This window comes from Pseudomonas sp. WJP1, assembly GCF_028471945.1.
Classification (GTDB): Bacteria; Pseudomonadota; Gammaproteobacteria; order Pseudomonadales; family Pseudomonadaceae; genus Aquipseudomonas.
Map to the genome: position 1 here is coordinate 2876120 of NZ_CP110128.1, position 25488 is coordinate 2901607.

The 25488-nt window shown below is 60.1% G+C and carries 25 protein-coding genes and 1 pseudogene; 18 read left to right on the forward strand and 8 right to left on the reverse strand.

All coding sequences use genetic code 11. From position 1 onward, the window contains the following. The 14 genes and pseudogenes from aguB (at nucleotide 1) to OH720_RS13180 (ending at nucleotide 14793) form a co-directional block, all read left to right on the forward strand. Complete coding sequence (gene aguB / locus OH720_RS13115) at nucleotides 1-909, forward strand: N-carbamoylputrescine amidase (RefSeq protein ID WP_272605956.1); 909 nt, start codon at nucleotides 1-3, stop codon at nucleotides 907-909. Nucleotide 910: 1 nt separating this feature from the next. Continuing rightward, nucleotides 911-2017 carry an extracellular solute-binding protein gene (locus tag OH720_RS13120; RefSeq protein WP_272605957.1) on the forward strand — a complete coding sequence of 369 codons (1107 nt, stop codon included), beginning with the start codon at nucleotides 911-913 and terminating at the stop codon, nucleotides 2015-2017. Between the two features lie 1145 nt (nucleotides 2018-3162). Further along, nucleotides 3163-3381: a hypothetical protein gene (locus OH720_RS13125; RefSeq protein WP_272605958.1), complete on the forward strand. Its 219-nt coding sequence runs from the start codon at nucleotides 3163-3165 to the stop codon at nucleotides 3379-3381. Between the two features lie 154 nt (nucleotides 3382-3535). Beyond that, nucleotides 3536-4383 (forward strand): annotated as a pseudogene (locus OH720_RS13130) (glycine betaine ABC transporter substrate-binding protein). A gap of 77 nt (nucleotides 4384-4460) precedes the next feature. Continuing rightward, nucleotides 4461-5579: a quaternary amine ABC transporter ATP-binding protein gene (locus OH720_RS13135; protein WP_272605959.1), complete on the forward strand. Its 1119-nt coding sequence runs from the start codon at nucleotides 4461-4463 to the stop codon at nucleotides 5577-5579. Next, the gene (locus OH720_RS13140; RefSeq protein WP_008064469.1) at nucleotides 5576-6424 is read left to right on the forward strand and encodes an ABC transporter permease; all 849 of its coding nucleotides are present in this window, start codon (nucleotides 5576-5578) and stop codon (nucleotides 6422-6424) included. The genes OH720_RS13135 and OH720_RS13140 overlap by 4 nt, the downstream gene beginning before the upstream one ends. Next, nucleotides 6421-7272 (forward strand): ABC transporter permease, encoded by an 852-nt coding sequence (locus OH720_RS13145; RefSeq protein ID WP_008064467.1) that lies wholly within the window; start codon nucleotides 6421-6423, stop codon nucleotides 7270-7272. Before OH720_RS13140 ends, OH720_RS13145 begins: the two co-directional genes overlap by 4 nt. 11 nt (nucleotides 7273-7283) lie before the next feature. Next, nucleotides 7284-8282 carry a 4-hydroxyproline epimerase gene (locus OH720_RS13150; protein WP_272605960.1) on the forward strand — a complete coding sequence of 333 codons (999 nt, stop codon included), beginning with the start codon at nucleotides 7284-7286 and terminating at the stop codon, nucleotides 8280-8282. 63 nt (nucleotides 8283-8345) lie between these two features. Beyond that, the gene (locus OH720_RS13155) at nucleotides 8346-9329 is read left to right on the forward strand and encodes a GlxA family transcriptional regulator (protein WP_272605961.1); all 984 of its coding nucleotides are present in this window, start codon (nucleotides 8346-8348) and stop codon (nucleotides 9327-9329) included. A 106-nt stretch (nucleotides 9330-9435) separates the two neighbouring features. Continuing rightward, complete coding sequence (locus OH720_RS13160) at nucleotides 9436-10158, forward strand: GntR family transcriptional regulator (RefSeq protein ID WP_272605962.1); 723 nt, start codon at nucleotides 9436-9438, stop codon at nucleotides 10156-10158. 98 nt (nucleotides 10159-10256) lie between these two features. Further along, on the forward strand, nucleotides 10257-11576 hold the full coding sequence (locus tag OH720_RS13165; protein WP_272605963.1) for an NAD(P)/FAD-dependent oxidoreductase: 1320 nt from the start codon (nucleotides 10257-10259) through the stop codon (nucleotides 11574-11576). Nucleotides 11577-11753: 177 nt separating this feature from the next. Next, entirely contained in the window at nucleotides 11754-12659 is a 906-nt protein-coding gene (locus OH720_RS13170; protein ID WP_272602760.1) for a dihydrodipicolinate synthase family protein, read from the forward strand. Beyond that, the gene (locus OH720_RS13175) at nucleotides 12656-14149 is read left to right on the forward strand and encodes an aldehyde dehydrogenase (RefSeq protein WP_272605964.1); all 1494 of its coding nucleotides are present in this window, start codon (nucleotides 12656-12658) and stop codon (nucleotides 14147-14149) included. Before OH720_RS13170 ends, OH720_RS13175 begins: the two co-directional genes overlap by 4 nt. Before the next feature lie 194 nt (nucleotides 14150-14343). Continuing rightward, nucleotides 14344-14793 carry a cupin domain-containing protein gene (locus OH720_RS13180; RefSeq protein ID WP_272605965.1) on the forward strand — a complete coding sequence of 150 codons (450 nt, stop codon included), beginning with the start codon at nucleotides 14344-14346 and terminating at the stop codon, nucleotides 14791-14793. Nucleotides 14794-14799: 6 nt separating this feature from the next. Here OH720_RS13180 and OH720_RS13185 read toward each other — a convergent pair whose 3' ends face one another. Next, nucleotides 14800-16062 (reverse strand): MFS transporter, encoded by a 1263-nt coding sequence (locus tag OH720_RS13185; RefSeq protein ID WP_272605966.1) that lies wholly within the window; start codon nucleotides 16060-16062, stop codon nucleotides 14800-14802. 134 nt (nucleotides 16063-16196) lie between these two features. On the opposite strand from OH720_RS13185, the gene OH720_RS13190 reads away from it, so the two are divergent. Then, nucleotides 16197-17087 carry a LysR family transcriptional regulator gene (locus OH720_RS13190; RefSeq protein WP_272605967.1) on the forward strand — a complete coding sequence of 297 codons (891 nt, stop codon included), beginning with the start codon at nucleotides 16197-16199 and terminating at the stop codon, nucleotides 17085-17087. Between the two features lie 8 nt (nucleotides 17088-17095). On the opposite strand, the gene OH720_RS13195 is transcribed toward OH720_RS13190, so the two are convergent. After that, on the reverse strand, nucleotides 17096-17353 hold the full coding sequence (locus OH720_RS13195; RefSeq protein ID WP_272605968.1) for a hypothetical protein: 258 nt from the start codon (nucleotides 17351-17353) through the stop codon (nucleotides 17096-17098). Between the two features lie 297 nt (nucleotides 17354-17650). On the opposite strand from OH720_RS13195, the gene OH720_RS13200 reads away from it, so the two are divergent. Beyond that, the gene (locus tag OH720_RS13200; RefSeq protein WP_272605969.1) at nucleotides 17651-18718 is read left to right on the forward strand and encodes a hypothetical protein; all 1068 of its coding nucleotides are present in this window, start codon (nucleotides 17651-17653) and stop codon (nucleotides 18716-18718) included. Nucleotides 18719-18734: 16 nt separating this feature from the next. Continuing rightward, nucleotides 18735-19088, forward strand: coding sequence for a DUF1428 domain-containing protein (locus tag OH720_RS13205; protein ID WP_272605970.1), 354 nt, complete (start codon nucleotides 18735-18737; stop codon nucleotides 19086-19088). A gap of 14 nt (nucleotides 19089-19102) precedes the next feature. Here OH720_RS13205 and OH720_RS13210 read toward each other — a convergent pair whose 3' ends face one another. Continuing rightward, a complete protein-coding gene (locus OH720_RS13210) occupies nucleotides 19103-19297 on the reverse strand; it encodes a hypothetical protein (RefSeq protein WP_272605971.1) in 195 nt (64 codons plus the stop codon). 111 nt (nucleotides 19298-19408) lie between these two features. Here OH720_RS13210 and thpR point away from each other — a divergent pair, with 111 nt between their 5' ends. Then, on the forward strand, nucleotides 19409-19948 hold the full coding sequence (gene thpR, locus OH720_RS13215; RefSeq protein WP_272605972.1) for an RNA 2',3'-cyclic phosphodiesterase: 540 nt from the start codon (nucleotides 19409-19411) through the stop codon (nucleotides 19946-19948). 95 nt (nucleotides 19949-20043) lie between these two features. On the opposite strand, the gene OH720_RS13220 is transcribed toward thpR, so the two are convergent. The 5 genes from OH720_RS13220 to OH720_RS13240 form a co-directional block, all read right to left on the reverse strand. Beyond that, nucleotides 20044-21141, reverse strand: a complete 1098-nt coding sequence (locus tag OH720_RS13220; RefSeq protein WP_008063754.1) for a polyamine ABC transporter substrate-binding protein — start codon at nucleotides 21139-21141, stop codon at nucleotides 20044-20046. A 184-nt stretch (nucleotides 21142-21325) separates the two neighbouring features. Then, complete coding sequence (locus OH720_RS13225) at nucleotides 21326-22210, reverse strand: ABC transporter permease subunit (protein ID WP_110755182.1); 885 nt, start codon at nucleotides 22208-22210, stop codon at nucleotides 21326-21328. Beyond that, on the reverse strand, nucleotides 22207-23088 hold the full coding sequence (locus OH720_RS13230) for an ABC transporter permease subunit (protein WP_171017102.1): 882 nt from the start codon (nucleotides 23086-23088) through the stop codon (nucleotides 22207-22209). The genes OH720_RS13225 and OH720_RS13230 overlap by 4 nt, the downstream gene beginning before the upstream one ends. A gap of 29 nt (nucleotides 23089-23117) precedes the next feature. Continuing rightward, the gene (gene potA / locus OH720_RS13235) at nucleotides 23118-24260 is read right to left on the reverse strand and encodes a polyamine ABC transporter ATP-binding protein (protein ID WP_008063760.1); all 1143 of its coding nucleotides are present in this window, start codon (nucleotides 24258-24260) and stop codon (nucleotides 23118-23120) included. Nucleotides 24261-24586: 326 nt separating this feature from the next. Beyond that, nucleotides 24587-25348 carry a gamma-glutamyl-gamma-aminobutyrate hydrolase family protein gene (locus OH720_RS13240; RefSeq protein ID WP_272605973.1) on the reverse strand — a complete coding sequence of 254 codons (762 nt, stop codon included), beginning with the start codon at nucleotides 25346-25348 and terminating at the stop codon, nucleotides 24587-24589. Between the last annotated feature and the right edge of the window lie 140 nt (nucleotides 25349-25488).

Below are 25488 nucleotides of genomic sequence, written 5' to 3' on the forward strand. Positions count from 1 at the left end.
ATGACCCTGTTGACGATCGCCACGACCCAGATGCCTTGCACCTGGGACCTGCAACACAATCTCGATCAGGCCGAGCAACGGGTGCGCGAGGCGGCAGCCCAGGGCGCCCAGGTCATCCTGCTGCAGGAGCTGTTTGCCACGCCGTATTTCTGCATCGAGCAAGATCATCGGCATTTACTGTTGGCCGAAGAGTATCGCGACAGTGCGGTACTCAAGCGCTTTGCCGCCCTGGCCAGGGAGCTGGGTGTGGTATTGCCGCTGAGCTGGTTCGAGAAGGCGGGCAATGCCTTCTTCAACTCCTTGAGCGTCGCCGATGCCGATGGGCGTTTGCTGGGGGTGTATCGCAAAACCCACATTCCCAACGCCATCGGTTATCAGGAGAAGGAATACTTCAGCCCCGGCGACACCGGCTTTCGTGTCTGGGACACGGCGTTCGGGCGCCTCGGAGTGGGCATCTGCTGGGACCAGTGGTTCCCCGAGACGGCACGCTGTCTGGCATTGATGGGTGCTGAAGTCCTGTTGTTCCCCACCGCCATCGGCTCTGAACCGGGTTGTGCAACCCTGGATTCGCGCGACCACTGGCAGATGACCATGCGCGGTCACGCCGCGGCGAACCTGCTGCCGGTGGTGGCGGCAAACCGTGTTGGCCGGGAAGCGGCGACCACCGATCCGAACCTGCAGATGAGCTTCTACGGCTCGTCCTTTATCTGCAACCACAAAGGCAAGTTGCTCGCCGAGGCCGACCGCGACAGTACGGGCGTGCTCGTGCAAACCCTGGATCTTGCGGCCATGCGCGAAGAGCGGCTGAGCTGGGGAATCTACCGCGACCGCCGTCCGGAGATGTACGGGGCCTTGTTGAGCCAGGACGGTCGCCGGATCAACGCACGCTGGAACAACCAGGGAGACTGATATGCACGCTTCCCATAAACACCTGCTCACTGCCCTGGGGTTTTCCCTGTGCTGCGTCGTCGTGCCGTCGCTGCACGCCGAGGAGAAAACCCTGCGGCTTTACAACTGGGCCGACTATTTTGCCGAGGACACCCTGAGCCGCTTCACCGCCGAAACCGGGATCAAGGTGATCTACGACGTCATGGATGGCAGCGAGACGCTGGAGGCCAAAATGCTCGCTGGTGGCAGCGGCTATGACCTGATCTTCCCCGGCGACACCGTGGCCGAACGCTTGATGCGCGCCGGTAGCCTGCAGCCGCTGGACCGCTCGAAACTCACGGAAGTGGACGACATCGAACCCGGCTTGCAGAAACTGCGCGCACATTACGAGCACGCCAGCCAGGCCACCGTCCCTTATACTTGGGGCACCATCGGCCTGACCTACAATGCCGAGCAAATCCGGCAGCGCCTGCCAGATGCGCCGGTCAACAGCCTGGACATGCTGTTCAAGCCCGAACTGGCGGCGCGGTTTGCCGATTGCGGCATCTCGGTGATCGACTCGCCGGACGAAGTGCTGGCTGTGGTGCTCAACTACCTGGGCCGGGAGCCGCGCAGCGCCAAACCGCAAGACCTGGAGGCGGCGAGCCAATTGCTGCTCAAGTTGCGACCGTACATTCGCAAATTCCAGTCGCAGCCGGTGACCGACCTGGTCAATGGCAACCTGTGCCTGTCGCTCGGCTACAGCGGCGACATGACCCAGGCACAACGAACGGCCGATTCGGCCGGGAAGAAATCCGTGTTCCAGTACCGCATTCCCCTCGAAGGCACGACGGTCTGGATGGACACCATGGCCATTCCGGTCGATGCCAGGCATCCGGAGTATGCCTATGCGTTCATCAACTTCGTCATGCGCCCGCAGAACATGGCTGCCATCAGCAACTTCACCGGCTATCCCACCTCCAACGCCAAGGCGCGACCGGACGTCGATGCGAGCATGCGCAACAACCCCGATATCTACATCGACGAGGCCACGTATGCGCGGTTGATTCCTGGCAAGGATATCCCCCAGGCGGACATGCGGGCGCGCATGCGTACCTGGACCAAGTTCAAGACAGCCACCGCCCGATGATTTCAGATTCCCGTCGTGGGACAGCGTTGTAGTGCAAGGGGGGGCGGTGGTCCGACTGGCCGGCGAAGGTTTTGCGTCAGGCGATATTTGTACATATCCATTCCTGAGGTAACGGCCACTTAGGGTTTCGCCCTTACGGCGAGTCACTTGGAAGAGCCCCAAGTAACCAAGGGCTCTTGCCCCTGGCGTTCGGCCCCTCGCTAAGGCTCGGGGTACCCTCGCTCCGGTCCTGCTCCGTGGGTCGCCGCGATGGGCCATCCATGGCCCAGCGCGGCTAAACCGGCATCCATGCCGGTTTACCCACTGCGCAGAACCTCCACTCGGCCTCTCGATGGGGCAAGAAAATCAAAAGCCAGATCAAGATCAAACGCAAAAGCGAGGCGGCCTTAAAGCCGACCTGATCGGGAGCCGTACGCAATTCCCTGTAGGAGCCAGGCTTGCCGGCGAACCAGGCGCTGCGGTGTACCTGTTGTACCGCGTTATCGTTCTTCGCCGGCAAGCCTGGCTCCTACAGGGGGTTGGGGATATCTGCAAAGATCAGGTCGGCTGTCAGGCCGCCTCGCTTTGCTTTGGATTTGGGTGCCCCGTTAACCACGATGGCCGAACGCAGGCATTGCGCAGTGGGGAAACCGGCAGGACGCCGGTTTAGCCGCGCTGGGCCATGGATGGCCCATCGCGGCGACCCACGGAGCAATGCCGGAGTGAGGGCATGCCGAGCCTAAGCGAGGCACCAAGTGGTGGGGCAAAGCCTTTTGGTTCCTTTTTGGCGTTTGAAAAAGGGACTCGCCGTAAGGGCGAAACCATAAGTGGCCGTTACCGCAGCAACGGATCTACACCCCCTGGCATGTCGCACAAGACCGCTACCATGACGCCCCCAGACTGCCTCAACCGCCGAGCGCCCAGAACCGGGACAAAAAAAGCGTTCAATTCACGACAACAAACATTCCTGTTAGCGACCACAAGAATTGACAGCAAAACCACAAGTCATTGTTTTAAAACGAATATTTAATAGTTCTATGTGAATATCAACAGTATTCCGTCTGTATACATAGAGAATACTAAGCGTTGACGGTGCGCTCAACGCGTGCGAATCTGGACTCCACACCAAGCCGGAGGCGCTGTAAAGGCGACCTTGGGAGAGCGTAGTGAAGAACAACCAGAACACTCAAATCGACCTGAAGCGTCGTTTCCCCACCCCGGAACCGGGTACTGAAAAGACCCCCGGCCACCGCCCCGGTGATCAGGCCTTTTCAGCTTTCTCGCGAAAGCACGCAAAAGCCAACTTTTCCTGCAATGAGCGCAGACCCGCCTATCTAGTCTTTAATTATATTGATCCCGGCCAAACTCACGCCCAGGCTCAATAAAAGTGAAGTCGAAATAGCCAAAGGCAATAAGTTTCAATCAGTCAGGGAATGACAGGAATTACCTGTAATAGAAGGTGGGCTTACTGTTGTACACCGCGGACTTCTGTTTCTGGAAGTTAATATAACAAGTTCCAATCGTAGATCGAGGAAGGCCATGAAGAAGATTTGGAAGGCAATCTGCGCAGTCGCTGTAGCGGGCATGATGTGTTTACCCGTTCATGCAGAAGAAAAACCATCACCATGGGCACATTATCCTGGGAAGACTTGACGCCTATTACCGGTATCACCAAGAAAGTACTTGAAGATTCTGGTTACACGGTGAAAGTCATTGAGTTTTCCGAGTGGGGCATTGCTTACGCTGCACTGAGCAAAGGCGACATTCAGATCCTCACTTCCCAGACCGACTATGCGGCGCACGACTACTGGAACAAGAACAAGAACCGTCTGGAAAAACTGTCCCCGGTGTCCTTCGGGCTTTACCAGGGTTTTGCCGTTCCCAAGTATGTTGATATCGACTCGATCGACCAGCTGAACGACAACGCCGACAAGCTGGGCGGCAAGATCGTCGGCATCGAGCCCGGGTCTGGCCTGATGAGTGATGCCACCAACGCCGTCAGCGGCTACGGTCTCAAGCTCAAACTGCTGGAAGGCAGTACCGCTGCGATGACCGCCGCCTTGAAATCGGCAGTCGATCGTAAAGAGCCGGTTGTCGTAACGATTTGGGAACCGTCTTGGATGGTGCAAAAGTTTGACCTGAAGTTCCTCAAGGATCCAAAAGCCATTTTCCCTCCAGCACAGGGTTACTACTGGATTGGTCATAAAGGCTTCTCGGCAGAGTACCCGAAAGCGCGCGAAGTGATCGCAAGCGTATACGTGCCCCTGGGCGATATCACGGCGATCAACAGCGAAGTGAAGGATGGCAAGACCATGGATCAGGCCATTCAAGACTGGACAGTTAAAAACGCTGAGCTGTTGAAGCGTTGGGAAAACATCAAGAAATAAACAGCGTCTCTTTTCTTCGCCACTGCCGCCCTTTGATTCAATAGAGAAACCAGAAAACTGGTTCACGGGTTATAAAAATGACAACGGCCAAAATTGACACCAACGAAGTGCTGATAGATTGCCAGTCAGTCTGGAAAATCTTCGGTAAAGCCGCGCCTGCAGCGATGAATGCCGTCGTTCAGCAGGGGCTGACCAAGACTCAGATCCTGCAAAACTACGGTTGCGTGGTCGGCGTCTCCGACGTCAGTCTCCAGGTTCGCCGAGGAGAAATCTTCTGCATCATGGGCTTGTCCGGCAGTGGCAAATCTACCCTCATCAGGCTTTTGAACAAGCTCATCACGCCCAGTGCCGGCAAGATCGTGGTCAAGGGCAAAGAGCTCTCTTCCTTGAATGCAGCGCAGCTGCGAGAGGTGAGGGCGCGTCATATCGGCATGGTCTTTCAAAGCGTGGCACTGCTGCCTAACCGCACGGTCCTGGAAAACACCGCGTTTGGCCTGGAAGTGCAGGGCGTCGGCAAGGCCGAGCGTTACAAGGTGGCCGAGCAGGCCTTGGCCAAGGTTGGCCTGAGTGACTGGATGTCGCGATATCCCACTGAGCTGTCAGGCGGTATGCAACAACGTGTCGGCCTTGCACGGGCGATCACGGCGGACCCTGAAGTGATCCTGATGGACGAGCCGTTCAGTGCGCTTGACCCCCTGATTCGTCGACAGCTGCAGGATGAATTCCGCCAGCTGACCAAGGAGCTGGGCAAGTCGGCGGTGTTCATCACCCACGACCTAGACGAAGCGATTCGCATCGGCGACCGCATCGCGATCATGAAAGACGGCGCGATCATTCAAGTCGGTACGGCCGAGGAGATCGTGCTCAATCCGGCTGACGACTACGTCGCGGAGTTTGTGGCGGGCATTTCCAGGTTGCATCTGGTGCGGGCGCATTCGGTCATGACACCGGTCGAACCGTTCAAAGTGGCGAACCCGGGCTGTGACATCGCCCGACTCCCGAAAACCACACCCGATGCCGACATCAACGAGCTCATCGGATTGACCATGAAGTCCGAGCGCGATGCCCTTGCCGTGGTGGATAACGGAACGGTAGTCGGCATCATCACACCACGTGACCTGCTGCGCGGCGTTCAAGGCATTCCGAACGAATTCGCGCAGGCGCCTGCCGGCACGGTTCTGGAGGCGTCGACATGAGCATCCCTGACTTTTCCAATCAATTCGACGCGGTCATCGACTCGAGCCTTGAATGGCTGATGGACAACGGCGAGTTTGTGTTCGACACGGCCAATACGGCGTTGAAGGGAATTTTTGAAGGCGTGCAATGGTGCATTGCCTATCCACCGTATTACGTCATCGCGATCGTCATGGCCCTGATTGGCTGGCGCGCTGTGGGAGTACGCTTTGCGATTCTTACCGGTTTAGCGTTGTTGTTCTGTGACGTCATTGGCTTGTGGCCGGAAACCGTCAGTACCCTTGCCTTGGTGCTGACCGCCACCGTGCTCGCGCTGGTAGTAGCCATACCCCTGGGTGTGCTGGCAGGGCTCGCTCCGTCCTTTGATCGAGTGGTGGATCCGTTCCTGGATCTGGTGCAAACCATGCCGCCCTACATCTACCTGCTTCCAGCCATCGCGCTGCTGGGTTATGGCACTGCCACCGCACTGTTGGCGACCTTTATCGTTGCCGTGCCGCCCGCCATGCGCCTGACCTCCCTGGGGATTCGAATGACGCCCAAGGAATTCATCGAGCTAGGGGAGGCCAGCGGCGTCACCGGGTGGCAGATGTTCTTCAAGATCCGCTTGCCGTTCGCCATGCCCAGCATCATGGCAGGAGTGAACCAAAGCCTGATGATGGCCTTCGGCATGGTGGTGATCGCCGGCATCGTCGGTTCAGGCGGCCTGGGTGAATCGATCTACGGCGCCGTTCGCACACTGGACATCGCCAAGTCGATCAACGCGGCCATTGCCATCGTGATCCTGACCATGATCCTCGATCGATTGGCGCAGAGCGCTGCGCGGTCCCGGATGGGAGACTCCCAATGAGTACTGCAGAAATCCATTTCTCTCCTGGTGAATTCCTCGCGCCTGCGGTCGATTGGCTGAACGCTAATTTGCATGGGTTGTTCAAGGTCATCAGCCAGGTTATCGAAGCCGTACTCGGCGGCGTCGAAGGGGCGCTGCTGGCGCCGCATCCCTACGCCATGATCGGCGGTGTGGCGTTGCTGGCGTTCTTTTTCGCCAACAAGAAAGTGGCGGTGTTTTCTGCCTTGATGTTGGCATTTTGCTTGTTCTCCGGGCTTTGGGTGGCGTCGATGCAAACCATCGCGCTGGTCTCGGTGGCCGTGCTGATCTCCGTCGCCATCGCGTTTCCGCTCGGTGTGCTTGCCGCGCGTGTAAAGAAGGTGGATGACGCATTCCTGCCGATCCTCAACATCATGCAGACCGTTCCGCCTTGGGTTTACCTGATTCCCGCGGTGATGCTGTTCAGCCTGGGTCGCGTGCCGGCAATCATCGCCACCATCGTCTACGGCATTCCGCCGATGCTCAGGCTGACGACCCTGGCCTTCAAGCAACTGCCCAAGGAGTTCCTTGAGCTGGGGCAGGCTATCGGCGCTTCGCCCAGGGCGATCCTGTTCAAGATCGAGTTGCCGACTGCCGCACCGACGCTGCTGGTGGGGCTCAACCAATGCATTCTGCTGTCTTTGGCGATGGTGGTTCTGGCGGGCCTGGTGGGTGCTGGCGGACTTGGCGCCGAAGTGACCCGCGGCCTCACCCGGATGGAGATGGGCTTGGGTCTTCGTGCGGGCCTGGCGATTGTCGCGGTGGCACTGCTGCTGGATCGGCTGTCGCGCGGCGCGTTGCAGCGTCATTCCCCACGCAAACTGGTTTAGGGATTTTCAGAATGAGACGTAGCTTTTTTTGTGTGGACTCCCATGCGTGCGGGAACCCGGTGCGGGTAGTGACAGGCGGCGGGCCGCTGTTGCCCTCCGTTTCGATGGCGGAACGCCGAGACATCTTCGTGCGTGATCATGACTGGATTCGCACCGCGTTGATGTTCGAGCCCCGGGGCCATGACGTGATGTCGGGGGCGATCATCTATCCCTCCACGCGGGATGACTGCGATTTTGGCGCATTGTTCATCGAAGTCAGTGGCTGCCTGCCCATGTGTGGCGCCGGCACCATCGGCATGTCCACCGTGGTGATCGAGGAAGGCCTGGTCACACCGCGCGAACCTGGCACGCTGGCCATCGAGACGCCTGCCGGGCGAGTCGACGTGGCCTACACCATGAGCGGCGAATACGTTGACTCGATTCGCCTGTTCAACGTCGCCAGTTACCTGCACAGCGCCGATGTGGTGGTAGAGGTGCCCGGTGTCGGTGAGCTGGTCGTGGACATCGCTTACGGCGGCAATTTCTACGCGGTGGTCGAGCCGCAGGAAAACTGGGCTGGCCTGCAAGGCTTGACCAGCGCCGAGATCGTTGGCCTGAGCCAGAAATTGCGCGCGGCCCTGGCTGAAGTCAGTGACCCGGTGCATCCCGAGAACAGCAGGATCAGCGGCGTTCACCATGTCATCTGGTGCGACGACGGACACACGCTGGCGGCCGATGGTCGCGGCGCAGTGTTCTACGGCGACAAGGCCATTGACCGGTCTCCCGGTGGCACCGGTACTTCTGCGCGAATGGCGCAGTTGTTCGGCAAGGGTCGGTTGAAGGTGGGGGAGACGTACCGCAACGAAAGCCTGATCGGGACGATCTTTGAAGGGAAGGTCGAAGCGGCGGTCAAGGTCGGAGCCTACGAGGGTATCCGGCCGAGCATCGGTGGCTGGGCGCAGATCACCGGGCACAACACCATTTTTGTCGACGACCGCGACCCCCTGCGCCATGGCTTTCAGTTGGCTTGATGTGTTCTCGAACGTAACAGGGTAGATCGACCCGTGATCGAACGACGCCAATTTAGCGGAGGCATGAAGGGGAAAAATCTTCGCTATCTCAATGACAACCCCAACGCCATGGCGCGAACGGTGCGAGCAGGCTTCCTGCTGCTCGAGCACTTTTCGCTCCCGGCATTCACGCAAGTGCTGGATACGCTGGTCACGGCCAATCTTCTGCGACCCCAGCTGTTCACCACCCGCACGTTCGGCATGAGCGACGGTGAGGTGGTCAGCGACCTGGGCCTGGTCATCCGGCCAGATAGCCAGATCGATTGCGCAGCGATCAAGGAGCTGGACCTGCTGGTGATCTGCGGTGGCTACCGCACGGAACTGAAGGCGTCGGAGGAGCTGACCGGCCTGCTCGCAAAAGCCGCCGAGCTGGGCGTCAGCCTGGCCGGCTTGTGGAATGGCGCCTGGTTCCTGGGGCGCGCGGGTTTGCTCGAGGGTTATCGCTGCGCCGTGCACCCCGAACATCGCCCGGCGCTGGCGGAGTTCTGCAAGGCGACGCAGGTCAGTAGCGAGCCCTACGTGATCGATCGGGACCGGCTCACCGCGTCCAGCCCGTCGGGGGCCTTCCACATGGCGCTGGACTGGATCAAGGGCCTGCATGACAAAGCGCTGGTCGAGGGCATCGAGGACATCCTCGCGTTTGAGGAATCTCGCTACCGACGGATAAAACCGGCGGAAAACATCTGCGTGAGTGCGCCGTTGCGTGAGGTGGTGAAGCTGATGGACGCCAACCTGGAAGAGCCCCTGGAGTTGGAGCAACTGGCGGTTTACGCCGGGCGATCGCGCCGACAACTCGAGCGTTTGTTCAGGGAGCAACTGGGTACCACGCCACAGCGTTATTACATGGAATTGCGCATTACCGAGGCACGACGGCTGCTCCAGCACACGGAGTTGTCCCAGGTCGAGGTGCTCGTGGCCTGTGGCTTCGTTTCGCCGAGCCACTTCAGCAAGTGCTACAGCTCGTATTTTGGTTATCGGCCCTCCAAGGAAGTCAGGCTGGTGAAATAGCCGGCCCTCAAAGTTAGTATATTAATTGTAGACACAAAGAATAATGCTGTTTTATAGTGATAATACAGGTAGTAGACAACGCTCACTTACCCGTAAGGTTTCCATCATGGCAACGAAAGATCTCGAATCCCAAGCTTCCTCCGAACTGCCTGTTGACCGTAAGGCCGTACTGGGAGAGACGCTGCGGCGCCGTATCCTGAGCATGGAGCTGGCGCCCGGTGCCGTCGTTGACGAGCTGGCCTTGTGTGACGAATTCGGACTTTCCCGTCCCCCGGTGCGCGAGCTGATGCGCCAGATGGCTGCTGAAGGCTATATCGACCTTGAAGCGAACCGGGCCGCCCGGGTGTCGTCGATGAACTATCAATCGCTGCGCAGCTTTTTCCTGGCGGCCCCCTTGATCTACATCGCGACCACCCAACTGGCCGCCACGCACGCGAGGCCATCGGAGATTGCCGAGCTCAAGCGCATCCAGGAATGTTTCCGCGAAGCCATCGAGGAAAAGGATGTCGAGAAACGCGTGCTGTACAACGATGAATTCCATTTGCAGATCGGCAAGATGGCGCATAACGCTTATTTGATGCCGAGCCTGCAGCGTTTGTTGATCGACCATGCACGCCTGGGGAAGATCTTTTATCGCCACCCAACGACCGTCGATATGCAGGAAGACCTGAAGTTGGCGACCCAGCAGCATGACGAAATGATCGCCGCTATTGAAAACCATGATCCGGCCCAGGCGGGCGATATCGTGCGGGCGCACCTTGAACTGTCGCGCCGCCGGATGTCCGAATACGCCGCACCGGAAGGGTTGGAAGTCGCCATTAATTTTTGATAGGCCGCCGGTTCTACTTGCATAAGCACTTCACATGAAGTGATTTGATCGATGCAGACGGGCGGCTTATAGCACTATAAAAAACCCGGGTTTCGACAATGGCAAAGATCAGATACACACCGGCAGATGATTCTACTTGCGGCTGGTTTCACCTTAGCCAGCCCAGGGTGGCCCGTGCGTCCCACTCTGGCAACCGCTCGGCCCGCTGGGTCGTGGTGGGTGCTGGTTTCACCGGACTTGCGGCGGCGCGTCAGCTGGCGCTGAATTTTCCTGATGACGAGATCGTGCTGATCGAGGCCCAGGAAGTGGGTTATGGCGCCTCCGGAAGAAACGCCGGCTTCGCCATTGACCTGCCACACGATATCGGCGCTGACGACTATATCGGTGATATCAAGACCGCCAAAATCAGCATGGAATTGAACCTGATGGGTCAATCCATTTTGAAAGATCTCGTTGAAAAACACCGCATCGACTGTCAGTTTCGCCTGTGCGGAAAGTATCAGGCCGCCATCGAGAACAGAGGCATAGCGGTGCTGGATGCCTACCGTCGTGGCCTGGACAAGCTGGGCCAGGAATACCAGGTGATCGAAGAACAGGACTTGCCGAACCACATCGGCACGCACTTCTATCGCAAGGCCCTGTTTACCCCGGGCACGGCCCTGATCCAGCCCGCGGCACTGGTCAAGGGCCTGGCCGACAGCTTGCCCGCCAACGTCACGCTTTACGAAAACACCCCGATTACCGGCGTCGAGTACGGCGATAAAACCATTCTGACCCACAGCGCCGGTCGTATCGTTGCGGACAAACTGCTCCTGACCAACAACGCGTTCGCCATGAGCTTCGGCTTTTTGAAGGGGCGCATGCTGCCGATTTTCACTTACGCGAGCCTGACCCGACCGCTGACGGAGCAAGAGCAGGCGCGATTGGGTGGCTTGCCTTATTGGGGCGTGATTCCCGCTGATCCTTTTGGCACGACCTTGCGCCGCACAACCGACAATCGCCTGCTGGTGCGCAACAGCTTCAGTTTCAATGCCGATGGCCGCAGTCATCAGAAGTACCTGCAGCGGTTCAAACGACGGCACATAGAGTCTTTCGAACGCCGCTTCCCGATGCTCCCCGAGGTCAATTTCGAATACACCTGGGGCGGTTCGCTGGCGTTGTCCAGAAATCACATGGCGCACTTCGGCCAGCTGGCAAACAACGTCTATGGCGCCCTGTGTTGCAACGGGCTGGGTGTTACCCGGGGAACGGTGACGGGCACATTGCTGGCCGACTGGCTGGCGGGCAAAAAGAGTCATCTCACGGACTTTCTCCTGTCCTCCCCGGGGCCGAACAGAAACCCGCCTGAGCCGATCCTTTCAGCGGGCGTCAATATGAACTTGCTGTGGGGTCAATGCCGGGCAGGAAGGGAAAGCTGATCAAGTAACAACTTATAGATAACCCAGTAATTAAAACCATTGATTGGAAGTTTTTAGTTCTATTGGCGCGTCCATGGAGGCTGATTGTTTCTGGTCGAGACGGTTTTCGTTCACCCGGATTTTGGGTTTTCGTTAGCCGCTGAGTTGAAAACATCCCTGACAGTTGGAGAGCAAATCATGAAATTCGAAGGCATCTACACCCCGGCAATCACGCCCCTGACCGCCAGCGGTGACATCGACAAAGCGGCATTCGCCGAAGTGCTCGAGTACCTGATCGAGTCCAAGGTGCACGGCATCATCATCGGTGGCTCCACCGGTGAGTACTACGCCCATACCTCGCAGGAGCGCATCGAGCTGGCGACCCAGGCCAAGGACGTCATCGGCACACGCTTGCCCCTGGTGATCGGCACCGGCGCCATCCGCACCGAAGACTCGGTCGAATACGCCAAGGCCGCCCGCGCCATCAAGGCCGATGCCATCCTGGTGGGTTCGCCGCCGTACGCGCTGCCGACCGAAAAAGAAAACGCCATCCACGCGTTGACCGTCGACCGTGCCGCCGACCTGCCGATCATGCTCTACAACTACCCGGCGCGCATGGGCGTGAGCATGGGCCCGGAGTATTTCGCCGCGGTGGCCGAGAGCAAGAACATCGTCGCCATCAAGGAAAGCTCCGGCGACATGGCCCAGGTGCACCGCCTGGCGCGGGACTACCCGAACATCAGCCTGTCCTGCGGCTGGGATGACCAGGCCCTGGAGTTCTTCGCTTGGGGCGCGCGCAGCTGGGTGTGTGCCGGCTCGAACTTCATCCCGCGCGAGCACGTGGCCTTGTATGAAGCCTGCGTGGTGGAAAAGGACTTCGATAAAGGCCGCAAGATCATGAGTGCCTTCATGCCCCTGATGGACTTCCTGGAAAGCGGCAAGTTTGTCCAGTCGATCAAGGTGGGTTGCGAGTTGAACGGCCTGCGCACCGGCAGTGTGCGTTCGCCGCTGCAGCCGATGTACGAGCACGAAAAACAGGCCCTGCAGGAGATCATCACCACGCTGAAACGTGAGGTCGCCCAGGTGACCGGGAGCGCAAAATGACTGGCCTTCTCAGCGCGGCTGAATACGCCGCCATTGCCCGGGAATTGAAGTTCCCGACCCGCTCCTTCGTCAATGGCGAGGCCTACATCTCGTTGTCGGGCAACACCTTCACCACGACCAATCCGGCGACCGATGAAGTGCTGGCCGAGATCACCGCCTGCAATGCCCAGGACGTTGACTTCGCCGTGGCCAAGGCCAAGGCGGCCTTTGAAGACGGTCGCTGGCACAAGCTGAGCCCCGGCGAGCGCAAGAAAGTGCTGTTGCGCTTTGCCGACCTGGTGGAGCAGAACGCCCACGAGCTGGCGGTGCTGGAAAGCCTGGACAGCGGCAAGCCGGTGCGCGAATGCCAACTCACGGATGTGCCGGAAACCATTCACACCCTGCGTTGGCATGCCGAGCTGATCGACAAGATCTACGACAACACGGCACCGGTCGGCAACGGCGCCTTGACCCTGGTGGTGCGTGAAGCCATCGGTGTGGTCGGCCTGGTGCTGCCGTGGAACTTCCCGCTGCTGATGCTGGCCTGGAAGATCGGCCCGTCCCTGGCCGCCGGTTGCTCGATCATCGTCAAGCCGGCCAAGGAAACCACCCTGACCGCGTTGCGGGTCGCCGAGCTGGCGTTCGAAGCCGGTGTACCGGCCGGTGTGTTCAACGTGCTGTCCGGCGGTGGCGGTGAAGTCGGGGAGCCGCTGGGCCGGCACATGGACGTGTCGATGGTCAGCTTCACCGGTTCCACGGCGACTGGGCGGCGCTTCCTCAACTATGCGGCGGATTCCAACCTCAAGCGCATCGTGCTGGAGTGCGGCGGCAAGAACCCGGCCGTGGTCATGAAGGACGTGGCAGACCTCGACTCGGTCGCCAGCCACGTGGTCAACGGCGCGTTCTGGAACATGGGCGAAAACTGCTCCGCCTCCTCGCGCCTGATCGTGCATGCCGACATCAAGGACGAACTGCTCAAGCGCATCGGCGTGCAGATGCTGGAATGGAAAATGGGCAGCCCCCTGGACCCGGAAAACCGCCTGGGCGCCATGGTCAGCCGGGCGCATTACGAGAAAGTCCGCTCCTACCTCGAGCAGGCTGGCCTCGAGAAACTGCGGGTGGTGTTCGGCGGCAACACCCAGGGCGACATCTTCGTCGAGCCTACCGTGGTCGATGGCGTGGGCACCGATAGCAAGCTGTTCCAGGAGGAGATCTTCGGCCCGGTGCTCGCCGTCACGACCTTCACCACCCTCGACGAAGCCATCACCCTGGCTAATGACTCGGTGTATGGCCTGGCGGCCTCGGTCTACACCGACAACCTGCGCCACGCCATCAAGCTGTCGCGTGAAATCCGCGCCGGCATCGTCACGGTCAACTGCTTCGGTGAAGGCGATGCCTCGACACCGTTTGGCGGGTACAAGGAGTCCGGGTTTGGCGGGCGCGACAAGTCCATCTGGGCGCACGATCAGTACACCGAGATCAAGACGATCTGGATTGATGCTTCTGAGTAAAGGGGCAGATCGACACATTCATCCCGATCATCCGCAAGGAAATCGGGATGACTGCGTATCGCAACGTATCCGCCATTCACAAAGCTACAGTCGCATACAAAAACCGGGGTGACAGGACACGAAGGGGTTACACGGCGAGCGCGTAATGCAACCGCCGCCTAACGGCTTTACCTTGCGCACACTGGAGAATCACCATGTCCCGAACCCCCACCCGCTACGCGGCAGGCCTGCTCGGCGTTGCCCTTGTCACTGCGACCCTGACTGCTTTCACCGGCCTTGCCCAAGCCCAGGAGGCGGGCCAGCCCCCGGCAAAAAACTGGCAGGCCGGTCTCAAGCGCACGGACCTGGTACGCCGTGACCTGGATGTCGCCGGGCGCGAAGTCATCCAGGTGCGCGTTGATTTCGATCCGGGCGTGGTGTCGCCGAAACATTCGCACCCCGGGGTAGAAGTGGCCTATGTCATCGACGGCACCTTCGAATACCAACTCGAAGGGCAACCGCCCGTTACGCTCAAGGCCGGCGACTCCCTGTACATCCCGGCCGGCACCGCCCATGTGGCCAAGAACGTCGGCCAGGGCAAGGCGTCGGAACTGGCGACCTACATCGTCAAGAAAGACACGCCGCTGGTGAAACTGGAGCAGTAAACGCTTCTACCGCGCGTCAGCCTGCCTGCGCCACGCGATCAGGCAGGCGACGACGATCAGCCCCAACGCCACCACAAAGGTGGTGCGCATAGCGCTGGCAATGGCCTGCGGGTGCGCGGTGCCGATGTCGGCCGCCTTTGAGGCCAGGGCGAAAACGGCGCCCAACGCCGAAGCCCCGGTGACCAGGCCCAGATTGCGCGACAGGTTGAGCAGGCCGGACACCACACCACGTTGGTCGGCCGGCACGTCGAGCATGACGGCGGTGTTGTTGGCGGTCTGGAATACCGCGTAGCCCAGGGTGACGACGATCATGGGCGCGAGGTAGCCGCCGACGCCGAACGACTCGGGCACGATCGACAACATCAAGCAGCCAAGCGCCATGCCCACAAGCCCGGCGAGAGTCATGCCAGGTGCACCGCAACGGTCGACGACGCGCCCGGCGGGCACACCGGTCAGCGCGGCGACCAGCGGCCCGACCGACAACACCAGGCCGATCTCCACAGCCGTCAACCCCAGGGTCTGCGAGAGGTAGAACGGCCCGACCAGCAGCGTGGTCATCATCACGCTCGTCACCAGCAGGCTCATGGCGAGGCTGCCACTGAGTCGCGTATCGCGAAACAGGGTCCGTAACAGCGTGCCCAGCGAATCGAAACTCGTACGCCCGGTTGTCGCGGGGCGATCCTCGGGCAAGTAGCGTTGCGCGAGCAGCCATGTCGACAGACCCAGGGGCACGCAGACGAGGAACATCGAGCGCCAGCCGAATTCGCCGATCAGCACACCCCCGAGCGCCGGGCCCATCGCGGTACCGATGGCCGACATGGTTCCCAACAGGCCCATGGCGCCACCGGTCTTGCCCTTGGCCACCGTCTCGCCGACAAACGCGATGGTCAGCGTCATCATGACCGCCGCGCCCAGGCCTTGCAGTGCCCGGGCAGCGATCAACAGGCCCAGATTGGGCGCCAGGCCGCACAAGGCCGACGCCAATGTAAACAGGGCAATGCCCCACAGCAGCAACCGGCGCCGGCCGACAAGGTCACCGAGTCGACCGACACTGACGATCAAGGTGGTAATGGCCAGCAGGTAGGCGATGACGACCCACTGCACCTGTTGAAAGGACGCGCTGAACGCCTGGGTCAGGGATGGCAAGCCGACGTTGGCGATGCTGGTGCCCAGCGATGACAACAACATCGCCAGCGACAGGCTGGCCAGCGCCCCTTTCACCGACGACGTCCGTTGAGCGACTGCCGCGATCGCAGAACTGTCATTCATGTTGTCCCTCTTTTCCTGGCCACTCCCGATTGGAGCTATCAGAAATCTACGCCGGGACATAATATGGCGGAAGGCGCATGGATTGCACTTGATACGTGCACATGACGCCATATCAGCCGACCCTGAGGCCATGCATGTCCACACCCGATTTCAACCTGCTGATCACCCTCGATGCCTTGCTGGCAGAAGGTAGTGTCGCCCGCGCCGCCAAACGCTTGCGTTTGAGCCCATCGGCGATGAGCAGGGCGTTGGCGCGCTTGCGTGAAACCACCGGCGATCCGCTGCTGGTCAGGGCCGGTCGCGGCCTGGTGCCTACACCACGCGCGCTGGAGTTGCGTGAGCGGGTCGGTCAGTTGGTGCAGGAGGCGCAAGCGGTGCTGCGCCCAGCCGAGCGACCCGATCTCATGCACGTGTCGCGCACATTCACCTTGCGCACCAGCGAAGGTTTTGTCGAAAACTTCGGCGCCGCGCTGATCGCCCGCATCGCCGACCAGGCACCAGGCATCCGCCTGCGCTTCATGCACAAGGCCGACAAGGACAGCACTGCCCTGCGCGACGGCACGGTCGATCTGGAAACCGGCGTGGTGGGTCAGGCCGCGGGCCCGGAACTGCGTACCCAAGGGTTGTTCCGCGACCGTTTCATCGGCGTGGTGCGCGCGGGGCATCCGTTGTGCGAGGGTGAGATGTCGCCCGCACTTTTCGCCGCGCACAGTCATATCAGCGTGTCACGGCGGGGAGTGGAGAAGGGGCCGATCGATGAAGCCCTGGAGTCGCTCGGTCTGCAGCGGCACATCGCGACCATGGTCGCCGGTTTCTCGACGGCGCTGGCGCTTGCCCGATCCTGCGATCTGATTGCCAGTGTGCCCGAGCGCCATACCGCCAACCTGCGCTCAGGCATGCACAGCTTTGCACTGCCGCTGTCGCTGCCGGAAATTACCGTGGCGATGCTTTGGCATCCACGGCTGGATGCCGATCCAGTGCATCGATGGTTGCGCGAATGCCTGAGGGAAGTTTGTGCGCAATAAGCACTTGCTCAGAAGTGATTGTGACGGGCACTGGCGGCGAACTCAGTCGCCAGCAAATGCTCGGCCAGCACATCATTGAGAAAGCGGAACTGATCGTTGAGCCCGACCACTTCGTTGCTGAAGTGATGACCGGCTGCCGGAATCAGCAGCGCCTCGAATTTTTCGTCGAACATCAGGGTCAATACTTTACGAGACTCGAATTGCTGCGAGTAGTAGTTGTTGCCGAACACCGGGAAGCTCACGGCCAGGGTGACGTTGGTGATCATGACGCGTGCTCCTCGGAAAGGACGAACCAGCCGAATACGCTCAACGTGAAGGCCGTCAGGGCCAGGCAGGTCAGGAGATGGATCAGCATGGTTCGACCCTCCGCTACAGGGTTTGGGTGTTGGGTTGAAGTTGATCCTACGCTGTCGGCTGGTGGGCGGAAGGCATTCGTGGCGATGGTGAATATCGATGGGAGTGATGGTCGGTTCCGGGCGAGTAACCGCCGCGACCTATACTCAAACCAGGGGCCTTAAAGCGCCGGACATGCCGCTCGGTGCACATTTCAGGAAAGCGCAATCTTGAAGCTGCGTTCGCTGATCGTCGCCGTGCTGGTGGTGTTGGCGGGATGCGTCACGGCCCCGCCTGTTCCGGTGGAAGTGCCGCAGATCATGGTTTCTCCGAGTACCTGGCAACAAGTGGACCGGGAAATTGTCGATGCCTCGCAATCGGCCACCGAACAGGCAAAAATCTATGCGCGCGGTGCCATGGATTACTGGCGCACGCGGGTTTACCAGCTGACCGAAGAAAACTTCATCCCCTGGTTCAGCAGTTACTGGACCCAGGAATGGCTGTCGGTGAAGGTCAGTTGGTACGCCATCAGCAGTTCCAAAGACGAGCAAAATGCCTCGGAAAAACGCCTGGCAGCGTATTTGCTGGAGAAGTACCAGGAAAAAGTACTGGCCCCGGCGGCGCTGGAGGTTGATCCGGATGCGATCCTCACCCTGGCCGCGGCGTTCTACCTGGACATCCTCAAGGAAGAATTGCAGAAAATTTCCCAACGCCATGGCGTGCCCATGGCCCAGCTCAATGGCCGCATCCAGAAAATTCCGGCGATTGCCCTCGGGCCGCCACCCGCCAGGGACGCCTCGCTGTACCAGGTGGTACACACCGAGCAGCTGACCGCGCTGCCGGCGTACGCCGCGCTGGTCGACAAGGTGCACAAGGCCGGTGGCGACAAGGGCGTAGGCTCGACCGACACCGCCATGGCGCCGGTGGCCAAGCGCGCCAGTCAACGAATTGAAGCCGAGATGGCCCCGCGCGGGGCGGCCAGCGCGGTTGCGGCGGCTGCAGGCAAACTGGCCGGTGCGTTGATCTCCGTCGGTGTCGCGGGTGTTCGGGCGATCATCCAGGCCAACGACCGGCCGGACAGTGAAGCGTTGATCCGCAGCAGCCTGGGCAACACGTTCGACAAGGCCTGGACGAAGCTGCTGCAGAACCCGACCACCGGCGTGATGGCAGGCACGTTGTACATGGCCTCGCAAATAGAAGGGAGCCTGGCGCAGAGCGCCGAACCGTCGGTCGGGTCAGGTACGGGATCTGTCGATTGGAGCCCCACGCAGTCGACTAACCAGCAGATCAACCCATGACCCAAGGAGAACACCCATGTCTTATGTCGATGGTTTTGTCGCTGCCGTACCCACCGCCAACCGCGAAAAATTCAAGAAGCACGCCGAGATGGCCGCGGCCATTTTCATGGAGAACGGCGCGCTGAGCCTTGCCGAGTGCTGGGGCGACGACGTCCCTGACGGCAAGCTGACCTCGTTCCCGATGGCGGTAAAGCTCAAGGAAGACGAAACCGTGGTGTTTTCCTGGATCGTCTGGCCGGACAAGCCGACCCGTGACGCCGGGATGGCGAAACTGATGACCGATCCGCGGATACAACCCGACGTCAATCCCATGCCATTCGATGGTCAACGGATGATTTTCGGCGGTTTTGAAATGATCGTGAAGGCTTGAACCGAATCGCCGGATCACTCCGCCGCCGGGGTGATCCGGCAACTCTTGCGGTTGCGGATTTCGTCATCGGTCGGTCGCTCGCGGACGAACTCGAAACGCGGCTCGCCTTCGCTGTAATGCACCAGCCAGCCCCAATCCAGCTTGAGCTCGTCCTGACCGGGTTCAGGCGGCTTCGCCCACCAGGGTTCCTTGCTGAGGATCTGTCGCATGCTGCCCTCCGGTTGCTTCGCTTGCATCAACTATAACGTGCATGCCAGCAGATGCCAGGAAGGGGCTTGCCGGTTGTAGACTCAAGGCAATTCCCGGCAGAGATACCTGGCATGAATGACGAAACCCATGAACCGTTCAAGCGGTTGTTTTTCGCCCTGGATTGCGCATCGGCGCAACGCAAGGCCATCGCCCAATGGCGCAGCGCCTTGCAACTGCGCAGCGGGCGTCCGGTGCCGGTCGAGAATTTTCATCTGACCTTGAAGTTTCTGGGGGCGGTGGGGATCGCGCAGATTGCCGAGGTCTGCAAGGCTGCCGCGTCTGTGCGCACATCGGGCAAACGCCTGGTCGTGGAGCTCGATCGCCTGGACGTGTGGCGCAGGGCAGGGGTCCTGGTGCTGGCGCCCGAACAGGCATCGCCGGCGCTGTTGCGGTTGGTGTATGACCTGGAGCAGGCCATGTTGCCGTTTGTGCTTGCGGATGCGCCCCGGGAATTTCGCCCGCACCTGACCCTGGCGCGTGACTATCGGGCGCCGGTGCCGGAGTCTGCCACGCCACCGGAGTTCATCCTGCGTGCCGAGCGCTTCACCTTGTTCGAATCGCACAAGGGCCGTTACCGGGCGTTGGCCGAGTGGCCGTTGGGTGGGGCTTGATCCAAAGCAAAAAAAAGGCGCCCGAGGGCGCCAAACTTCACCTTAACCGAGGAGCCAGGTGAGGGATGCAGCGGTGGTAAGGCGCTGCATAAATATCACTGGCCCAATTTCACCTTGGTCCAGCCGCGGGTCATCACCCGTTGCACGCCAATCGGCTGGTCAGGAATGGCATACAAAGTCGCCATTACCGCTTCAGGCGGATACGAGCCCGGGTCGTTGCGAATCGCCTCATCCACCAACGGTGTCGCGGCCGCATTGGCGTTGCTGTAGCCGATGTTGTTGGTGATCTCGGCGATGATGTCCGGGCGCATCAGGAAGTTCATGAACAGGTAGGCGTTCTCGACGTTGGCGGCATCGCGCGGGATGGCGACCATGTCGTAGAAACTGCCGGCGCCTTCTTTCGGGATGCTGTAGTCGATCTTCACCTTGTCCCCGGCTTCCTCGGCGCGGGCCTTGGCCTGCAGCACGTCGCCGGAGTAACCGACGGCCACGCAGATGTTGCCGTTGGCCAGGTCGGAGATGTATTTCGACGAATGGAAATACGCCACCGACGGGCGGATCTTCATGAACAGCGCTTCGGCTTCGGCGATGTGCGCCTTGTCCTGATCGTTCACCGGGTAGCCCAGGTAGTGCAGGGCGGCCGGGATCATCTCGGTTGGCGAGTCGAGGAAACTGATGCCGCAGGCTTTGAGTTTTTCAGCATTTTCTGGCTTGAACAGCAGGTCCCAGGAATTGGTCGGGGCATTGGTGCCGAGCACCTCCTTGACCTTCTGCGGGTTGAAGCCGATGCCGATCGAGCCCCACATGTACGGGAAGGCATGGGCGTTGTCCGGGTCGCTGGCGGAGGCGTTTTTCAACAGCACCGGATTGAGGTTCTGCCAGTTGGGCAGCTTCGACTTGTCCAGTTCCTGATAGACCCCGGCCTTGATCTGCTTGGCCAGGAAACTGTTGGACGGCACGACGATGTCGTAGCCGGACTTGCCCGCCAGCAAGCGGGCTTCAAGGGTTTCGTTGCTGTCGAACACATCGTAGGTCACGCGGATGCCGGTCTCGTCTTCGAACTTCTTGACGGTGTCCGGTGCAATGTAATCCGACCAGTTGTAGACGCGCAGAACCTTGTCATTGGCCTGGGCGCCCGAGGCGATCGCGCCCAATAAGGACAGTGTCAGCAGAGTCCTGCCAAACATTTTCATCGGTACAACTCCATTTCTTTTCTTATTCAAAATCACACGGCACACATCTGTGGCTAGAGCGCTTGCGCGCTCCTCTGTAGGAGCGAGCCTGCTCGCGAAAAACTCAAGGACGCCGCGCTAATTCTGGTAGCCCGCGTCATCGTTGACGTCCATCGCGAGCATGCTCGCTCCTACAGGGGTGGTGCTAGGCGGTGGCTCCGACCATTGGCTTTTTCGGTTGTTGCCAGGATTCGCTTGCGGTCTGGTCCATTGCTTCCTGGATCGCCCGTTTACGGCTGGCTTCGGCACGGCGGCTGAAGTACCAGACCATGAAGGTCACAATCGACACGGCCAACAGGATCAGGCTGGCCACGGCGTTGATCTCCGGCTTCACGCCCAGGCGCACCGCCGAGAACACTTCCATCGGCAGGGTGGTGGAGCCCGGGCCCGAGACGAAGCTTGCCAGTACCAGGTCATCCAGCGACAGGGCAAACGACATCATGCCGCCGGCCGCCAGTGACGGCGCGATCATCGGGATGGTGATCAGGAAAAACACCTTGAATGGCTTGGCACCCAGGTCCATGGCCGCTTCTTCGATGGACAGGTCCAGCTCGCGAAGGCGGGCGGAGACTACCACTGCAACGTAGGCGGCACAAAACGTGGTGTGGGCGATCCAGATCGTGACGATGCCACGCTCCATCGGCCAGCCGATCAACTGCGCCATTGCCACGAACAGCAGCAACAGCGACAGACCGGTGATCACTTCCGGCATTACCAGCGGCGCGGTCACCAGGCCACCGAACAAGGTGCGACCCTTGAAGCGCGTAACGCGAGTCAGCACGAACGCGGCCAGCGTCCCCAGCGCAACCGCGGCAATCGCGGTGTAGCAGGCGATTTCCAGCGAGCGCACCACCGAGCCCATCAGTTGCGAGTTGTCGAGCAGGCCGGCGTACCACTTGAACGACCAGCCACCCCACACCGTCACCAGCTTGGAGGCGTTGAACGAGTAGATCACCAGGATCAGCATCGGCAGGTAGATGAACGACAGGCCGAAGATCAGCATGAACTTTGAAAATCCGAAGCGTTTCATCCCCGTGCCTCCATCTCTTTGGCCTGACTGCGGTTGAACAGCAGAATCGGCACGATCAGAATCAACAGCATCACCACCGCCAGGGCAGACGCCACCGGCCAGTCGCGGTTATTGAAGAACTCCTGCCACAGCACGCGACCGATCATCAGGGTCTCCGGGCCGCCCAGCAGTTCCGGGATCACGAATTCGCCAACCACTGGAATGAACACCAGCATGCATCCGGCGATGATGCCGTTCTTGGCCAGTGGCACGGTGATTTTCCAGAAGCTGTTGAAGGTGCTCGAACCCAGGTCCGACGCCGCTTCCAGCAGGCTCTGATCGTGTTTGACCAGGTTGGCATACAGCGGCAGGATCATGAACGGCAGGTAAGCGTAAACGACCCCTATATAGACGGCGGTGTTGGTGTTGAGGATCTCGATCGGGTGATCGGTCAGCCCGGTCCACATCAAGAAGCCGTTGAGCAGGCCGTTGTTGCTGAGGATGCCCATCCACGCGTAAACGCGGATCAGGATCGCCGTCCAGGTCGGCATCATGATCAGCAGCATCAAGACGTTTTGCGCTTCCTTGCTCGCCTTGGTAATGGCATAGGCCATCGGAAAGCCAATCACCAGGCACATCAGCGTACTGAACAACGCGACCTTCAACGAACCGAGGTAAGCCGAGAGGTACAGCTCATCTTCGCCCAGCAGCGTGTAGTTGCCGATGTTGAGCAGCAGATTGAATTTCTGCTCGGCGTAGGTGTAGATCTCCGAGTAGGGCGGAATGGCCAGGGCTGCTTCCGAGAAGCTGATCTTCATCACCAGGAAGAAGGGCAGCATGAAGAACAGGCACAGCCACAGGAACGGGATGCCGATGACGAGCTTTCGACCGCTGGGCACCAGGCGCAGGAATTGCTGATTGAAGGTTCTCATGCGCGCAGTACCACGCCGCTGTCGTCTTCCCACCACACGTAGACCTGATCGTCCCAGGTCGGACGTGCACCACGGCGTTCGGCGTTGGCCATGAACGATTGCACCACCTTGCCGCCAGGCAGTTCGACGTAGAACACCGAATGGCCGCCGAGGTAGGCGATGTCATGCACTTTGCCGCTGGACCAGTTGTAGCGGGCGTCGGGCTTGGTGGTGCTGACCAGCAATTTTTCCGGGCGGATGGCGTAGGTGATCGACTTGTCCTCGACCGAGGTGCTGACGCCGTGACCGACGTAGATCTTCTGCTCCAGGTCCTTGCTGTGAATGATCGCGTGACCTTCCAGGTCTTCAACCACCGTGCCTTCGAACGCGTTCACGTTGCCGATGAACTCGCAGACCATGCGGCTGACGGGGGCTTCATAGATGTCGACCGGGCTGCCGATCTGGGCTATCCAGCCCAGGTGCATGATCGCGATGCGCTGGGCCATGGTCATGGCTTCTTCCTGGTCGTGGGTCACCATGACGCAGGTCACGCCGACGCGCTCGATGATCTCGACCAGTTCCAGCTGCATTTGCGAACGCAGTTTTTTATCCAGCGCACCCATGGGTTCGTCGAGCAACAACAGCTTTGGACGCTTGGCCAGGGAGCGGGCCAATGCCACGCGCTGGCGCTGGCCGCCGGACAACTGATGGGGTTTGCGCTTGGCGTACTGGGTCATGTGCACCAGGCGCAGCATTTCTTCGACCCGGGCATCGATTTCACTGGCGGGCAAACGGTCCTGCTTGAGGCCGAAGGCGATGTTCTGCGCCACGGTCATGTGCGGGAACAAGGCATAGGACTGGAACATCATGTTGATCGGCCGCTCGTACGGCGGCATGTCGGTGATGTCCACGCCGTCGAGCAGGATGCGCCCTTCAGTCGGGCGCTCGAAGCCGGCGAGCATGCGCAGCAGCGTCGATTTACCGGAACCGGAACCACCGAGCAGGGCAAAGATCTCGCCCTGATGGATTTCCAGGGACACATCGTCCACTGCGGTGGTCTCGTCGAACTTCTTGGTGACGCGGTCGACTTTCACCAACACCTTTTTCGGTGCCTGGTGACCTTCAAGAGCCTTCCTGTAGATGCTGGAGGCGTTTGCCATGTGAAACTCCCAACAGGTTTCAGTCGCCGGGCCAACGTGGCCTGGCTTAATAGTTGATTGCAAACCCGGATCTGGCAGTCCCTTGTAGGAGCGAGGCTTGCCCGCGAAGGCGGTGTATCAGGTATCGATGATGTCGACTGACATACCGTCTTCGCGGGCAAGCCTCGCTCCTACAGGGTTACCGTTTCAGCCGGGTTTATCCGGTGCCGCCTTCCTGGCTGCGGTACTTGTTGTTATTGCAGTGTGTTGTTGTCGTGGGCGGCGGGCGCGCAAAGGCACGCCCGCCAGACCCGCGGGGGCAGTAAATGGATTGATCGCTTGTTACGTCAGCGCGAGTTCCGCAGCGCCGCCCGTTGTCGGCACGCGTCACCAAACGCCTGGAAAATTTTCAGGTACGGCGGGTTCTCAAGAACCTGCCATTCCGGGTGCCATTGCACACCGAGGGCGAAGGTCTTGCTGTTTTCCACCGAGACCGCCTCGATCAGGCCATCCGGCGCGAGCGCTTCGGCGCGCAGGCCGGGCGCGAGTCGATCGATGCCCTGGCTGTGAATCGAATTGACCTGGAACTGCGGGGGCAGGTCCAGCGCCTGGAACACGCCGCCGGGTTGCACTCTCACGGCATGCGCCGCTGCGTATTGCACCGCCAGGTCAGGATGGTCGGCTTCGCGATGATCGAGGAAGCCGGGCAGTTCATGGACCTTCTGATGCAGGCTGCCACCGAACGCCACGTTCATCTCCTGAAAGCCGCGGCAGATGCCGAGCACCGGAACGCCAGCGGCAATGGCCGCGCGGATCAGGGGAAGGGTGGTGCGATCCCGCTGGGGATCGTGTTCGGTGCCGGGCGCGCTGTCGGGGCCTTGATAGTGGAAGGGTTCCACATTCGACGGCGAGCCGGTCAGCAACAGACCGTCGAGCTGCGGTAGCAGGTCTTCGATTTCGGTCAGGTCGCCTAAGGAAGGAATAACGACGGGCAGCCCCAGCGCCGCAACGCTGACAGCACGCAAGTACTTGTCGCCGCTGACGTGGTAGGGGTGCAGGCCAATCTGTTTGACGCATGCAGTAACGCCGATCAATGGCTTGAATGCCATTTTTATCACCTCGAAGTTTCACACTTGAACGAGCTTTTCCGGAGCTTAGCCTTGTTGATTTTAATTAACAACTCTCATGTAAAAAATTCTAAACGCCGCACGTCCGAATGCGAGGATTTACGCGTGTTCCAGGGATGATC